Raw genomic sequence first — 14,879 nt, 5'->3', positions numbered from 1 at the left:
CTCTATGGGGGTTTGATATGACACCTCCGGCGTTTGGGTGTTTCTGGCTAGGCCGCTCGCCCCCGCAGGGCGCGATGCGCTTGCACAAACATCACGATATTAGAAGCTGCGAGGTGCAGCGCAAAGCCGGCAATGTGCTCTGGGACAGCGGGATCATTCGGCCCAGCGCCGTGGCCGCCATCCTTGTCGCGGATTTTCGGCAGTCCCGCCTTCATGGAGCCAATCAAGTTATCAAAGTAGCCGCCAAGATAGTCCGGAAACAGCCCATGCTTACGGACCACCGCAATCAGTTTCTCGATTGTTGAGCCGGGATCGTAGGTCCAGCCCTGCGTGTCACAGATTGCCTTCAGAACGGTCTCCATACATCGTAGTGCAGCGGTGTTGCAGTCCCGCAGTTTGCCGCTACGGTAGTGCTCGTGGGCTGTTCGGAACTCCTCGTCGGCTTTTTGGAACTCGGGATCGGCTAAAAGTTCAAGGGCGGGCTTAACCACAGCCGCATGGAGAAATTGGCTGTCAACACGGATAATTTCCCCCTTCTCCAACTGGTAGCCAACGCAAGCATTGCGGAAGCGTTCGTTGACTTCGAGTAGCCCGTCCTTCGCATCTTGCGTAATACCCTGACTATTCTCTACATAGTCGGGTAAGGGGTTTTGGTCACGCCAGGATAAGACCGTGCAGCAAACTTCGATCGCACTGAGCAGGCCATCCAAATCGGAGGAACCTTCGAGATAGCCTACGCATCTCTCGATTGCATCGGCGCGCCTGCGGAAGGAATGAAAGGACTCGACTTCGCGATCCAGAACACTTGCAATAGTCGTCCAAGTTTCTAGGGCCTCATACCTGTCGCCTAAACATGCCTTGAAGATCATGCCTAGCTGTTTCCGGAGGAACGGCGGCAGATAATCATATTCGTAAACATCGGGCTTGCCGGCATTCTCAGCACGACGTTTCCTGCTCGCATAGGTGTCAATTACCGACATTCGGGGCTCCGCAAGAAGGGGCATCACGCCCGCAAGCCTTTTACGATTTTAGAACGGACAGAGACAAGCACCGCAGTGACACAACCGGAGACGGCCTTGTCCAAGCTCTTGGCCCGCTGTGAACGATCGCCCTTCCCGCCTTTGGCTCTCAGGCGTCCGCGGTCTCTAGCTTGCGTCTGTTCTTCACCGGAGCGAACCGCGTCATCGGTGGTCTGTCCCCTGCCGTCTCTTCCAGGGCCTTCTCCACCTCCGCGGGGAAGCCCTTCTCCTCCAGGTCCGCAACCGCGTTCGCCAATGCCTCCGGCGTAGCCCCAGACGAATAGACCTCCAAGGCCATGGTGGACCTAGCATGGCCCATGAGCGAGGCGATGATAGCGGGATTGATCCTTCCGCCCGCGTTCATAGCTGTCTCTAGGGCCGTGACATACGATCTTCGGAGCGAATGGAAGTCCACGCCAATAGCGTCGGGGAGTAGGGTATCCCGAGCGAGCCGGAAACGATCGGACAGCTTGCCTCCGCGACTATTCGTGAGCTTCAGCGTCGGCAGTTCGGGCCAAAGCGGAGCTTCGGGGGACGTGTCCGGCAGGTTGGCCAACCGCTCGGAAATGACCGTCTGAGCCGGCCTCGGGAGTGGCACCCTGCGACGTGCGTTCCGTGTTTTCCCGCCGCGGACCTGAATGGCCGTGCCGTCATCGACTACATCGGAAATCCGTAGGTCGGCCAACTCAGCCGCCCTTAGTCCGGTCATTAGGGCCAGCCTAACAGCATCCCAAAGGGTTGCCGCATATCCTCCCCCGTTCGGTGCCCATTGCTCCCCCGTAGCGCGGATCAAGGCGACCAATTCGGGGGTGGTGAAGGCCCGCTTATCGTCCTCTCTATCGCCCCGCTCAGAGACGTCCATGCCGGCCGTCTGATCTGTCCACGGGTTGCTATCGGCATAACCGCGACGCATAGCCCATCGCCACAACCCCATCGGCGCCGAGAACTCTCGCTTCACCGCTGCCGCGGAGACCTTCTTGCGACGCCATGCAATGAACTCACCGGCCATGGGTCGGGTGAAGTCCGCAAACGTCATCGTCAGTAATGACTTGGTCTCGTGTTCTCTGAGATAGGCGTCCAAATCGGCAAAGACCTTCCGATGCCCTGCCACTGTCTTTTGCCGTCTTGCCCGGCTTACTTCGGCCAACCAATGGTCCGCTGAGCTTTGAATAGTTCGCCTCGCGCCGGATGCCACGATTGACCGGAACTCCAAGGCCGCCTCGGGGCCCTTAGCCTTTGCAAGCTCGGCGGCTTCCTCCCGCGCCTCCTCAAGCCAAGCGTCCCGATCACTGTCCCCGACAACGCTCCCGTCTGCTAAGGTAGTCACGTTATGAACCGGGCTATCATCCGCCTGCCGCACCGCGGCCCGAAGCGCCACCGCCCTGCCCCGCCAGTCCGCCGTCCAGTCCGTTAAGGGAGGCAAACGGGCCGCTTTAAGGGCTGTATCAACGTCGCCTGACATGGCCGCTAAGGCGCCCTGAAGCCGGCGCTTGGCCTCCCGTATGTCGGGGGTCTGGAGAGTGCGGACCACCTCCCGCTTGATCCCAGTCTGGGCGGCCATGGCCTTACCTACGTCTGCCCAGCGGTCCCTGGGGACGAACAGTCTGGCATACCACGTTTTGCCCCTACGGATGAGGTTCTGCATTCCGCAAGCGTAGCAGAGTTTGGCTACAGGATGTAACGCTGAAAGTGTAACGCCACGCTACGTCCCCAATCCCAGGATGGCGCCTAATGGATTGATTTAACTGGATTTCTGGAAACCGGCGTCCCCGGCGAGATTCGAACTCACGGCCCCCAGATTAGGAATCTGGTGCTCTATCCTGCTGAGCTACGGGGACAGCGGCCCACCTTATAGCACCCCCCAAGCCCGACCGCGAGACCCGACAGATTCCCCCTGTCACACCGCAACGGGATACGCCACACTGCGCCGGCAAACAGGGGAATCGGGGACATGACCTCTCTCGCAAGCCCGACACGGCGCCGCATCCTGCGCGCGTCCGCCGGCCTCGCCCTCGCGGCGCCGACGATCTGGACGCGCAACGCCGCGGCGGCGACGCAACTGGTCGTCCGCACACCCGGCGGCGCCTTCGATGAAGTCAAGAAGCGTCTCGTTTACGATCCGTTCCGGAAAGCCACCGGTATCGAGATCGTTCCCGTCGCCTCCACCGCCGCCAAGCTGCTCGCGATGTTCAAGGCCGGCCAGGTCGAGATCGACGTGATCGACACCGGCGACGACGTGCTGCTGAACCTGGAACAGGTGGGCGCCCTGGAACCCATCCCCTACAAGGATTTCAAATACACCGACCCCGCGGATATCGAGTCGGACGTGAAACGGGACCACCAGGTCGGTAGTTTCGTCTACGCCTTTGTCATGGGCTACAACACCGGCGTCTTCCCCACCGGCAAACAGCCCAAGACCTGGACGGAATTCTGGGATATCAAAGGCTTCCCCGGCGCGCGCACGCTCGCCGACATGGCCTCCGGCGCCCCGAACCTGGAGATTGCGCTGCTCGCCGACGGGGTGCCGATGAACCAGATCTACCCGATCGACATCGACCGGGCGTTCAAGTCCCTGTCGCGGATCAAGTCCGCCGTGCCCAAGTTCTGGGACACCGGCGCGCTGTCGTCGCAGATGCTGGCGGACAAGGAAGCCGTGCTTGCCGTCCTGTGGAACACCAGGGCGCAGGTCGCGGCGGATGGCGGCGCCCCGATTGCTGTCAACTGGAACCAGAACCAGATCCTCGCCCAGGCCTACGGCATCAGCAAGGGCACGCCCAAGCACGCGGAAGGCGTCAAGTACATCGACTATTCCCTCTCGCCCGAGGTCCAGTCCCGCTGGCTCAGCGCCTACAAGGCGATCCCGGTCAACAGGAAAGCCTATCCGTCGACATCCCCCGCGCTGATCGACCCCGAGACCAAGACGCCGTGGACGGTATCGAAGGGGTTCCGCAACGACATCGAATGGTGGGCGGCGAACCGCGCCAAAGTATCGGCGGCGTGGAACAAGTGGGTCCTGCAATGACGCAGCCGCCCCTGCCCACGGGCAAGGGAGCACTCGAACTTCAGGACCTGGTGAAAAACTACGGCGCCGAACCCGTCGTCAACCACGTCTCCGCCTCCATCCGGCCCGGCGAGTTCTTCTCGCTGCTGGGCCCGTCCGGATCGGGCAAGACCACCACATTGATGATGATCGCCGGTTTCGTTTCACCCGATAGCGGTGCGATCCGGATGGATGGCGCGGACCTGACCCGCGTCCCGGCGGAGCGCCGGGGCCTCGGCATGGTGTTCCAGAACTACGCGATCTTCCCGCATCTGAACGTCTTCGAAAACGTCGCCTTCCCCCTGCGCGCCCGCCGCGTGGCGGAAACGGAAATCCGCGCGCGGGTGAAGGACGCACTGGGCCTGGTACAGCTCGATCGTTACGCCACCCGCTACGCCCGCCAGCTTTCCGGCGGCCAGCAACAACGCGTCGCCATCGCTCGGGCGATCGTCTACCATCCGCCGGTCGTTTTGATGGACGAACCATTGGGCGCGCTGGACAAGAACCTGCGCTACGACATGCAGATGGAACTGAAGGACATCCAGCAGCGCCTGGGCATGACCGTGGTCTATGTCACGCACGACCAGGAAGAGGCGATGAACCTATCCGACCGTATCGCCATCATGAACCACGGCCGTATCGAGCAGGCCGGCGAACCCGGCACGATCTACGAAACCCCCGCCAACGCCTTCGTCGCCCGCTTCCTGGGGGAAGCCAACCTGATACCGGGCACGATCGAAACCACCCAGTCGGATGAAGCGCTTCTGGTCACGCCGGCCGGTCTGCGCCTGCGCGCCCCGACCGGCGACGCGCGCCCAGGCCAGCCCGCGTCGCTGTTCATCCGGCCCGAGAAGCTCAGCCTGACCGCCACGACCGGCAACGTCCTGGCCGGGACCGTGCGCCGCCGGTCGTTCCTGGGCAACATCATCCGCCTGTCGGTGGAGGTTGCGGCGGATACGAACCTGACCGTCGATCTCGCCAACACCGGCGTCGAGCCGCCGGCGCCGGGCGCCACGACGACCGTGGCCTGGCCGGTCGGCGACGGCGTGTACCTGACGCAATGACACGACCCCAGACCACCCTGCTTCTGCTGCCGGCGCTGCTGATGCTGGTCCTGGTCTTCGCCGCCCCGCTGGGGTGGTTCTTCGTCCAGACGTTGCTGCGGGACCCCGATGCCGGTCCGCTCTGGCCGCAGATCGTCTCCGTCGTAACATCCCGCGCGGTGCTGCAGGCCATCGTCACCACGAACTGGATCTCCCTGCTCGTCACGGCCACGGTGCTGGTCCTGGGGTACCCGGTCGCCTATTACCTGGCGAACCGGTCGGGGGTGCGCTTCACGCTGGTGATCTTCTGCATCGTCGTGCCCTATTTCACCAGCATCATCGTCCGCACCTATTCCTGGATGGTGCTGCTGGGGACCGATGGCCTGATCAACGATGCCCTGGTCTGGATGGGGATCATCCAGACCCCGCTCAAGCTGCTGTACAACCAGTTCGCGATCGTGATCGGCATGACCTATGTGCTGCTGCCCTATATGGTCCTGACCCTCTACGCCGCGATGAAATCGATCGATACCAACCTGCTGCGCGCCGCGCGCGGCATGGGGGCGTCCGGCCCGATGACCTTCTTCCGGATCTACCTGCCGCTCAGCCTGCACGGCGTGATCTCGGGCGCCCTGATCGTCTTCATCCTGTCCATCGGGTTCTTCATCACGCCGGCCCTGATGGGGGGGCCGTCCGACGTCATGATCGCCATGCTGATCGAGCGATCGGTCGAGATCACCCTCGACTGGTCCTCGGCCGCCGTGATGTCGCTGCTGCTGCTGGCCGTCACGCTCGTTCTCTATGCGATCTATTACCGGCTGACCGACATCCGCAGGTTGATGGGCGCATGAAGGCGCTGCCCGCCTATGTCGTGCTGCTGTGCCTGGTACTGATGGCGCCGATCGTCATCGTCGTCATCCTGGCGTTCAGCGGCGGCAGCTATCTGCAATTTCCGCCGCGCTCGCTGTCGCTGCAATGGTTCGTGCGCTTCCTGGGCGATCCGCAATGGCGCGCCTCGCTGTGGGTCAGCACCATTATCGCCACCGTGGCCTGCGCCCTGGCCACCACCGTCGGCTTTTTCGCCGCCTATGCGTTCGTCCGAGGCGATTTCCCCGGCAAGAAGCTGATGCTTTCGGCCCTGCTGCTGCCGATCATCGTTCCGACCGTCATCACGTCGATCGCAATGTACTTCCTGTCCGCGCGGCTGGGCCTGGTGGGCAACCTGGTCTGGATCGGGGTCTGCCACGCGATCATCGCCCTGCCCGTGGTGCTGCTGATCCTGTTGTCCACGCTGCACGGCGTCGATGCGAACCTGGAACGGGCTGCGCTCAGCTTGGGGGCAAGCCGAGCGCGGATGTTCGTGAAGGTGGTGGTGCCGCTGGCGGCGCCGGGGTTGGTGTCCGCGGCGCTGTTCGCCTTCCTGGCGTCGTTCGACGAGCTCATCATCTCGCTGTTCCTCTCCGGAGTCCGTGCGCAAACCCTGCCGGTCCGCATCTGGAACAGCCTGCATCTCGAGATCGAACCGACCATCGCCGCCGTCAGCGCCTTTTTGATCGGCGTCACTGCGTTTATCCTGCTGCTGGACGCCGCCGTCCGCGGCCGCCGCGGGAAAGGAAGGATACAATGACGCTCGCAAACCATCAGGCCATCGTCATCGGCGCGGGCGTCGCCGGTCTGTCCACGGCTTTGTATCTACAGCGGGGCGGCATCGCCACCGTCGTCGTCGATCCGCTGCCGCCGGCGGGCGGCGCGTCCTTCGGCAATGCCGGCCTGCTCAGCCCCGACACCGCCGTGCCGATCGCCCTTCCCGGCATGCTGCCCAAAGTCCCCGGCTGGCTGACCGATCCGCTCGGTCCCCTGTCCGTCCGGCCCGCCTATTTCCCCAAGGCGTTTCCCTGGCTGATGGAATGGATCAAGGCCGGTCGTCTCGATCGCGTCATGGCGATTTCCGACGCCATGCGCGCCTTGCACAAGGACTCGCTGCAATGCTGGCAGGAGCTTCTCGGTCCGGACCTGTATCGCGACCTGATCCGTCCCACCGGGCAGGTGCAGGTGTGGGAAGGAAGCGCCGACACCGCCAATGCCGCCGTCGAGCAGCAGGTGCGCGACCGGCACGGCATCAAAACGGAAAAGCTGACCGCGGACGACCTGCGCCAGATGTTCCCCGGCATCTCCCGCGAGGTGACGCGCGGCCTGCTGGTTCCCGGCAACGGCTTCACCGTCAGCCCCGCCCGCTCTGTCCGCAGCCTGGGCGAACTGTTCTTGAACGAAGGCGGGCAGTTGATCCATGAACGCGCACTGAAGCTGATCCCGCAGCCGTCCGGCGGCTGGATGGTCATGACCAACATCGCCAACCGCTTCGCCCCCCATGTCGTCGTGGCCGGTGGTGCGTGGTCGCGCCAGTTGCTCGACCCGCTGGGCGTCAAAGTGGCGTTGGAAACGGAACGAGGCTACCACGCCATGCTGTTCGATCCGGAGGTCAAGCCGACCCTTCCGATCAGCAACAAGACCCGCGCCTTCGGCGTCACACCCATGGAGGATGGTCTTCGCGTCGCCGGAACGGTCGAGATCGCCGGCCTCGACGCGCCCCCCAATGAAGGCCGGGCGGCGGCGTTGGTGGAGCATGCGCGGCGGATGTTCCCGGGGTTGAGCGGGGCGAAGGTCCGCACCTGGATGGGCTTCCGTCCGTCGACGCCGGACAGCCTGCCGATTTTGGGGCCTGTCGCCCGACATCCGGGGTTGCACCTTGCCTTCGGCCATGGCCATTTCGGCATGACCGGCGGGCCGCCGTCGGGTCGTATCGTTGCCAAGCTGATCCTTGGACAGACTTCGCCGATCGACCCCAAACCCTATGCCGCGACCCGGTTCGCCTAGGCAGGAGGCCACGCGATGTTCCATCCGGATTTCCAGCCCAAGCCGTATTGGTGGGAGCGCTACACCCCGACCGCCGTCGACCTGACCGACCTGCCCGGCCATGTGCGCGTCGCCATCGTCGGCGGTGGCTACGGCGGTCTTTCGACCGCGCTCGAGCTCAACAAGAACGGCATGGACTGCGTTGTCCTGGAAGCGGCGGAGCCCGGCTACGGCGCCTCTACCCGCAGCGGCGGCGGGGTCAGCGGCGGCGTCAATATCGGCAAGAGCTTCTCCGGCAAGACGCTTGATCCGGCCTCAGACCGAGCGCGGGGCGTCCTGACCGACGGGTCAGACGCGTTCGCGCTGATCGAACGGCTGATCCAGGAAGAAGGTATCGACTGTTACTGGAAGAAGAACGGCCGCTTCGTCGGCGCCTGGACGCCGAAGCATTTCGAGGCGCAGTCCCGCAAGATCGCCCTGCTGAACGATGCCGCCGCCTCGGGCGCCTATATGGTGCCGCGCGAGCGTCTGCGGGAGGAGATGGCCAGCGACTACTACTATGGCGGCATGGTCGTCGAACGGTCGGCGTCGCTGCATCCCGCGCTGTATTACAAAGGCCTGCTGGACGCCTGCCTGCGCCGCGGCATCCCGGTCTGCGCCAAGGCCGGGGTCAAAACGATCCGCCAGGCCGGCAGCGGCTGGGAACTGGCCACCACGCGCGGGACCGTTCAAGCCGATCAGGTTGTCATCGCAACCAACGGCTATACCGGCGACGTCACGCCCGAACTGAAGCGGCGCGTCGTCCCGCTCGCCAGCCATATCATCGCCACCGAGGAGCTGCCGCCGGACCTTGCCGCCTCATTGATCCCGAAGAACCGCACGCTGGCCGATACCAGGCGCGTGCTGACCTATTACCGGATGTCGCCGGACGGCAAGCGCGTCATCTTCGGCGGGCGCGCGCGCTTCACGCCCGTCACGCCGCAGCAGAGCGCGCCGATCCTGCATCGTTTCATGACCGATCGCTTCCCGCAACTGAAGGGCGTGCGCGTCACCCATGCCTGGACGGGCAATGTCGCCTTCACCTTGGACGCGCTGCCCCATATGGGAAAGCAGGATGGGATGCACTACCTGCTGGGCTGCAACGGCAGCGGCGTCGCCATGATGACCTACCTGGGATGGCAGACCGCTCGGAAAATCGCCGGCGTAACAAACCGCGTCAGCGCGTTCGACACGGACGATTTCCCGACTCACCCGCTGTACAACGGCAACCCTTGGTTTCTGCCGGCCATCGGGGCATGGTACCGGTTCCGTGACGATCTGGACCGCGCCATGGCGCGGGTCTGAGAGCAGACCGCCCGCGTCCCCCGTCCCGCATCGTGACCGCAGCCCCCCTGTCCTGTCCTGGCCTGGCTTGACCGGGCCATCTCGTGCCGCGGCGGATAAAGATGACCCGGTCAAGCCGGGCCAGGACAGGGTAGACGGACCATGCGCCGCGGCGGATATCGTACGCAATATAGAACGATCAGCGCCGTCGGCGGGCGCCGCGCATCACCCAATGCGTGGGAAACGGACCACCGACACCACGCATGTCGACAAATCGTAACGAAGGTAACGCCCGCACCGGTGCGATGTCCGTCACCCGCGTATTCCCCGCTTCCAGCACGCGAAGCTCTTGCAAACCGGCCAGCGGCGTCAGGTCCGTAACCGGGGTGTCGGTGACCTGAAGGCTGATCATCCGTTTCATCCCGCGCAGCACGGCAAGATCGGCCACCCGTGTCCCGCCCAGGTCCAACCGTTCCAGTGCCGTCAACGCCGCCAGCGGCGCGATGTCCGCCACCAGCGTCCCGGTCAAGTACAACGACCGCAACCCCGTCAGTCCCGCCAGGGGCGACACGTCGGCAACCGGCGTGAACGCGACGTTCAGGCTTTCCAGCGCCGTCAGCCCCGCCAACGGCGACAGGTCGACGACGCGCGTCAGCCGCAGTCCCAGAACGCGCAACCGATGCAGTCCGGCCAGCGGCGCCAGGTCGGTCAGCGGCGTCCGCGTCAGGAACAGTTCCTCGACGTCGCGCAGCAAGGACAAATCCGGCAGGTCGGCCAGCGGCACACGTTCCAGACGCAACGTTCCTACCTCATTCCGCGGCGACCCTCGGTCCTTCCACCATCTCCGTCGCACGGCGCAGGTCGACCGACAACAGGCTGGAGACGCCGCGCTCCTGCATCGTCACGCCATACAGGCGGTCCATCCGGCTCATCGTCAACTGGTGGTGGGTCACCACCAGGAACCGGGTCCCGGCCTCCCGCACCATGTCGTCCAGCAGCGCGCAGAAACGATCCACGTTCGCATCGTCCAGCGGCGCGTCGACCTCATCCAGCACGCAGACCGGCGCAGGGTTGCACAGGAACACCGCGAAGATCAGCGACAGTGCTGTCAGCGCCTGCTCGCCGCCCGACAGCAGCGACAGCGTGGAGAGCTTCTTGCCCGGCGGCTGCGCATAGATTTCCAACCCGGCTTCCAGCGGATCGTCCGACCCGACCATCGCCAGATGCGCGCGCCCGCCGTCGAACATGCGCTTGAACAGATGCTGGAAGTTCCGGTCCACCTCCTGGAACACGGTGTTGAGCCGCTCGCGCCCCTCGCGGTTCAAGTGCCCGATGGAACCGCGAAGCTTGGCGATCGCCGTCGTGATCTCCGCGCATTCCGTTTCAATCGTTTTGATCGTCCCTTCCAGTTCGGTCACTTCCTGCTCGGCACGCAGGTTGACCGGCCCCATGTCCTCGCGTTCCTTCCACAGCCGTTCCAATTTGCGACGCAGCCGATCCTCGACGTCCTGGTCGACCACCGGCGGCGGCTCCGGCAGCGTCGGGTTCACGCCCACACGTTCCAGGATCCGTTCCGCGACGACGCCCCAGGCGTGGTTGGCCTGTTCGTGCAATCCCTCGGCACGGACGGCGTCTTCCCGCCGCCGGCCCAGCGCCATCTCCGCCGCGCGCGTGGCCTTGTCGGCCTCTTCCTGCGTCGCCTGTGCGGCCTTCAGCCGCTCCGCCGAACGGCGGTACGTGGCCTCCGCCGTCTGCAACTCATCCAGGGCTTCTTGTCGCCGTCCCGCGACCGCTGCCGGTTCGCTTTCCAACGTAACCAATAGCTCGGCCGCCTCCGCCTGCCGCGCCCGCAGGTCGGTCACCCGCCCCGCCGAATCCCGCGCCCGCTCGGCCCACCCGGTCCGCTCGGCGCCGATCGCCTTCAGCCGGTTGGTCCGCGTCGCGTGATCCCGGACCAGCGACTCCCGCGCGGCGCGGGCCTGCGTGTCGCGGGACCGGGCGGCGGACAACGCCGCACGGGCCTGCTCCACGGCCGCACGCAACTGGCTGATATCGGGCAGCGCGGCCGACGCCGCCCGCGCCTGCTCCGCCGCGGCCGCGGCTTCGTCGCGTTCGGCTGTGACCCGCGCCAGTTGATCGTCGGCGGCAGCCAACCGAGCGGAGGCGGTCGCGGCCTGGTTGCGCAGGGCGTTCAGGGCGACACGGGCGCGTTCCTGCTTCTGCTCCCACTCACGCCGGCCGGCACGCGCCGCCTGTTCCGCCGCCACGGTCGCCTGCGCCGTCGCATCCGCTTCGGTCCGGCGTTGCCGCGCCTCCGCCGCCGCCTGCTCCGCGCCGGCCAGCCTGACCTTCAGGCCGTTCAAGCGGTTGCGCTGTTGCAGCCGGACTGCGGCCTGGGTCGGCGTGCCTGCGCGAATGGTATAACCGTCCCACCGCCAGATCGCACCGGAGCGGGAGACCAATGACTGCCCCGGCCGCAGATCGGACTGCTTCTGAAAGCCTGAATCGTCGGATTCGACCAGACCAATCTGCGACAGCGCCCGCGCCAGCACCTCCGGCCCCCGGACGAAATCCGCCAACGGCGCCGCCCCGTCCGGCAGCGGCGGCACCGGATCGAACGCCGGCAGCGGCCGCCAGTGCCGGGCCGCGTCGGGATTCAGGGCGGAGGTCAGTTCCTCGCCCAGGATCGCCCCCAGCGCCGCTTCCAACCCATCGGCCACCGTCAGCGAATCGATCACAGGGGGCCATTTCTCCCCGTCCTTGACCGCCAGCACCTCCGACAGCGCCTGCGTCTCCGCCGCCAGCTTGGCACGGGCGGAATCGGCGGCCGACTGGGTATCGCGCGCCGCCGCCAAGGCCGTCGCGGCCTCCGCGCGGGCCTTTTCCGCCTGCTCGACCGCGGCGCGGGCCTCGGTCAGCGCTGCCTCCGCCGCAGCGGTCTCCTCCGCCGCCCTGGTGACGGCATCGGGATCGACCTGCTGGCCCGCGATGCGCGTCCGTTCCTGGACGGCGTTGTCGAACTGGCTGTTCAGCCGCGCCGCCCGCTGCTGCGCCTGGGTCAGGATCTGCGTGGCGGCCTGGGCGCGCGCCTGCGCCTCGGCCGCCGCTTCGGTCGCCCGATTCGCCTCCGACTCGGCGACCCGCACCGATTCGGCCGCCGCTTCGGCATCCGAGTCGGCGGCTTGCGCCTGGTCCGGATGGGCCGCGTCCACCTGCCGCAGGTCCGCTTCCTCGGCGGACAGCCGGTCTTCCGCGGCGGCGGCGTCCCTCTGAAGCTGCTCCGCATGCGCCAGGTCCTGGGCGATCTGCGCCGCTCGGCGTCGCGCGCCGGCCAAGGCGACCTTGGCCCGATCCTCCTCGGCCGCGATCTGTTCCTGGGCCACACGGTGGCGTTCCAGGGTGGTCCGAGCGTCGGATTCCGCCTCACGCAGGGGCGGCAGGACGGCGGCGGCCTCGGCGGCGTGCGCGGCAGCGGCGGCAGCCGCCTCGGCCGCGTCGACGACCGCCTGCCGCGCGGCGTCCAGCGCGGCGGCGGCTTCATCGCGGGCGCGTTCGGCCCTGGCGCGCTGGACCGACAGAAGCTCCGCCTCGGCGGAACGGATGGTTTGGGAAATGGTCCGATACCGGCCGGCCTGTTTCGCCTGTTTCTGCAGGCCATTGAGCTGGGTCTGATGCTGGCCCTTCAGGTCCTCCGCCCGCTGCAGGTTCGCTTCCGCCGCCTTCAGCTTCAGCTCCGCCTCGTGCCGGCGGGCATGCAACCCCGTGATATTGGCCGCTTCCTCCAGGACAGAGCGGCGATCCTCGGGCCGCGCATTGACCAGCGTGCCGACACGTCCCTGGCTGACCATGGCGGACGCCCGCGCGCCCGACCCGATATCGGCGAACAGGGTCTGCACGTCGCGGGCGCGGACCTCCTGCCCGTTGATGCGATAGGCCGACCCGTTCCCTCGCTCGATCTTGCGGATGACTTCCAGTTCCGGGTGCTCATGGAACGGCGGCGGGACGCGGCCTTCCGTCTCGCTCAGGAACAGCGTCACCTCGGCGATGTTGCGGGACGCGCGGCCGGCGGTGCCGGCGAAGATCACGTCCTCCATCTCATCGCCGCGCATCTGCCGCGCGTTGCTTTCGCCCATGGCCCAGCGCAGGGCCTCGACGATATTGGACTTGCCGCAGCCGTTGGGGCCGATGATCCCGGTCAGTCCGGGCAGGATGTCCACATTGGTCGGTTCGGCGAAACTCTTGAACCCCGCGATGCGCAGACGGCGAAAGCTGACCGGCAAATCCTCACCCCTCCGGACGGCGCCCGGACGGGTGAGGTCCGAGCGGATTTAGCTGGGAAGCAACTTACGGAACGCGTCGTAACTCATTTCCCCGGCATATTTTTGTCCATTGATCACAAAGCTCGGAGTCGAGTCGATCTTCCATTTGTCGGTGTCGGCCTGCTGCTGCTTCACGATCCAGTCGCGCAGGCTGGTGTCGGCGATCGCCTTGTCGAAGGTCGTCCGGCTCATGCCGGCCAGGGCCGCGGTCTTCCACAACTGGTCGGTCGGATCGGCGCCCCGGTTGAACGCCCAGGTGTCCTGGGTCGCGAACAGCGCGTTGATGAACGGCTCATACCGGTTGACCGGCAGATAGCGCGCGACCATCGCGGCCTGCAGCGCGACCTGGTCCAACGGGTAATCGTGGAACACCCACTTCACCTGCCCCGTGTCGATCAGGTTCTTCTTGATCTGCGGCAGCGTTTCCATCGAGAAAGCGGCGCAATGCGTGCAAGTCAGCGAAAAATACTCGTTGACCGTCGTCTTGGCGTCAGGCTTGCCGATGAAGCGTTCGGCGCGGGTCTCGTCCTGCGCCCAGGCAGCAGAGGTGACCGCTGGCATGGCCGCCAGCGCGGGCACCGCGGTCAGCAGGAAACGGCGGGAAAAACGCATGGAAACCTCGTCAAGTCTTGCGGGATGAGCTTCTGGCATGTTTCGCGCGTCCGATCACCACCCGGCCCAGCGACGCCAGCGCCGACCGCAGCGGACCATCGGGCAGGGCGGCGACCGCCGCCTCGGCCTCGACGGCCGCCTCCGGCACGGACGCCGCGCCTTGCCGGGTGCGCGGCATCCCGGCCTGGGTGAACTTCAGCGCCTGGACGGTCGGGCTGCCCAGATGGGTGTTGATCCGGCCGATCAGTTCCTGGCCCACATAGTGCAGGTTCATGGCGGTGGCGCCGGAACAGGCGATGGTCAAGGTGCCCCGGTCCAGGCGCCTGGGCACCGTCATGCCGGCGACCCTGGGGCCGACGATCACCTCCCAGTCCAGCAGGATCTGCGCCGCCGCCGGGGTCTGCTTGCGGTAGACCTTGCGCGACACCGACGGCAGCACCGCGCCGACGGCACGCGGTCCGGCCGTGAAGAACGGACGCGGCGGGGTCCGAATCCCCGCACGCTCCGCTATACGGGTGGCCGTGTCGTCGTCCTGCTCCATACCGCCCGCGGAACTCCTGCTGTCCTGGTATGACCGCCACCGGCGCCGACTGCCGTGGCGCGCCGAACCGGGAGAGGTCCCCGACCCATATAGGGTCTGGCTCAGCGAGATCATGCTACAGCAAACGAC

Annotated in this window: 12 protein-coding genes, 1 tRNA gene and 1 pseudogene; 7 read left to right on the top strand and 7 right to left on the bottom strand. The window is 66.0% G+C overall.

Annotated features, from left to right (window positions below; translation table 11 throughout):
• Positions 1-47 precede the first annotated feature (47 nt).
• The 3 genes from VHB27_RS12725 to VHB27_RS12715 form a co-directional block, all read right to left on the bottom strand.
• Entirely contained in the window at positions 48-980 is a 933-nt protein-coding gene (locus VHB27_RS12725; protein WP_325600919.1) for an STM4504/CBY_0614 family protein, read from the bottom strand.
• A gap of 148 nt (positions 981-1,128) precedes the next feature.
• Entirely contained in the window at positions 1,129-2,664 is a 1,536-nt protein-coding gene (locus tag VHB27_RS12720) for a tyrosine-type recombinase/integrase (protein WP_325600916.1), read from the bottom strand.
• A gap of 119 nt (positions 2,665-2,783) precedes the next feature.
• Positions 2,784-2,857: transfer RNA gene (locus VHB27_RS12715), tRNA-Arg, on the bottom strand.
• A gap of 113 nt (positions 2,858-2,970) precedes the next feature.
• Between VHB27_RS12715 and VHB27_RS12710 the strand changes: the two genes are divergently transcribed.
• The 6 genes from VHB27_RS12710 to VHB27_RS12685 are packed head-to-tail and all read left to right on the top strand — an operon-like array spanning position 2,971 to position 9,299.
• Positions 2,971-4,041: an ABC transporter substrate-binding protein gene (locus VHB27_RS12710; RefSeq protein ID WP_325600914.1), complete on the top strand. Its 1,071-nt coding sequence runs from the start codon at positions 2,971-2,973 to the stop codon at positions 4,039-4,041.
• A complete protein-coding gene (locus VHB27_RS12705; protein WP_325600912.1) occupies positions 4,038-5,123 on the top strand; it encodes an ABC transporter ATP-binding protein in 1,086 nt (361 codons plus the stop codon). Before VHB27_RS12710 ends, VHB27_RS12705 begins: the two co-directional genes overlap by 4 nt.
• Complete coding sequence (locus tag VHB27_RS12700) at positions 5,120-5,953, top strand: ABC transporter permease (protein ID WP_325600910.1); 834 nt, start codon at positions 5,120-5,122, stop codon at positions 5,951-5,953. Before VHB27_RS12705 ends, VHB27_RS12700 begins: the two co-directional genes overlap by 4 nt.
• On the top strand, positions 5,950-6,729 hold the full coding sequence (locus VHB27_RS12695; protein ID WP_325600908.1) for an ABC transporter permease: 780 nt from the start codon (positions 5,950-5,952) through the stop codon (positions 6,727-6,729). Before VHB27_RS12700 ends, VHB27_RS12695 begins: the two co-directional genes overlap by 4 nt.
• Entirely contained in the window at positions 6,726-7,976 is a 1,251-nt protein-coding gene (locus VHB27_RS12690; protein ID WP_325600906.1) for an NAD(P)/FAD-dependent oxidoreductase, read from the top strand. The genes VHB27_RS12695 and VHB27_RS12690 overlap by 4 nt, the downstream gene beginning before the upstream one ends.
• Positions 7,977-7,991: 15 nt before the next feature.
• Positions 7,992-9,299 carry an NAD(P)/FAD-dependent oxidoreductase gene (locus tag VHB27_RS12685; RefSeq protein ID WP_325600903.1) on the top strand — a complete coding sequence of 436 codons (1,308 nt, stop codon included), beginning with the start codon at positions 7,992-7,994 and terminating at the stop codon, positions 9,297-9,299.
• Positions 9,300-9,477: 178 nt separating this feature from the next.
• Here the strand turns inward: VHB27_RS12685 and VHB27_RS12680 are convergent, their stop codons facing one another.
• The 4 genes from VHB27_RS12680 to VHB27_RS12665 are packed head-to-tail and all read right to left on the bottom strand — an operon-like array spanning position 9,478 to position 14,750.
• Positions 9,478-10,077, bottom strand: coding sequence for a leucine-rich repeat domain-containing protein (locus tag VHB27_RS12680; RefSeq protein WP_325600901.1), 600 nt, complete (start codon positions 10,075-10,077; stop codon positions 9,478-9,480).
• Between the two features lie 10 nt (positions 10,078-10,087).
• The gene (locus tag VHB27_RS12675; RefSeq protein WP_325600899.1) at positions 10,088-13,558 is read right to left on the bottom strand and encodes a chromosome segregation SMC family protein; all 3,471 of its coding nucleotides are present in this window, start codon (positions 13,556-13,558) and stop codon (positions 10,088-10,090) included.
• A gap of 48 nt (positions 13,559-13,606) precedes the next feature.
• Positions 13,607-14,209, bottom strand: coding sequence for a DsbA family protein (locus VHB27_RS12670; RefSeq protein WP_325600897.1), 603 nt, complete (start codon positions 14,207-14,209; stop codon positions 13,607-13,609).
• A 10-nt stretch (positions 14,210-14,219) separates the two neighbouring features.
• A complete protein-coding gene (locus VHB27_RS12665) occupies positions 14,220-14,750 on the bottom strand; it encodes a DUF721 domain-containing protein (RefSeq protein ID WP_325600895.1) in 531 nt (176 codons plus the stop codon).
• On the opposite strand from VHB27_RS12665, the pseudogene VHB27_RS12660 reads away from it, so the two are divergent.
• Positions 14,701-14,879, top strand: a pseudogene (locus VHB27_RS12660) (A/G-specific adenine glycosylase); the annotation flags it as partial. The gene VHB27_RS12665 and the pseudogene VHB27_RS12660 overlap by 50 nt on opposite strands.

Source organism: Rhodopila sp., from assembly GCF_035548235.1.
Classification (GTDB): domain Bacteria; phylum Pseudomonadota; class Alphaproteobacteria; order Acetobacterales; family Acetobacteraceae; genus Rhodopila.
Note: the sequence above shows the minus strand (reverse complement) of the source record. Positions and strands in the feature narration are given on the sequence as shown.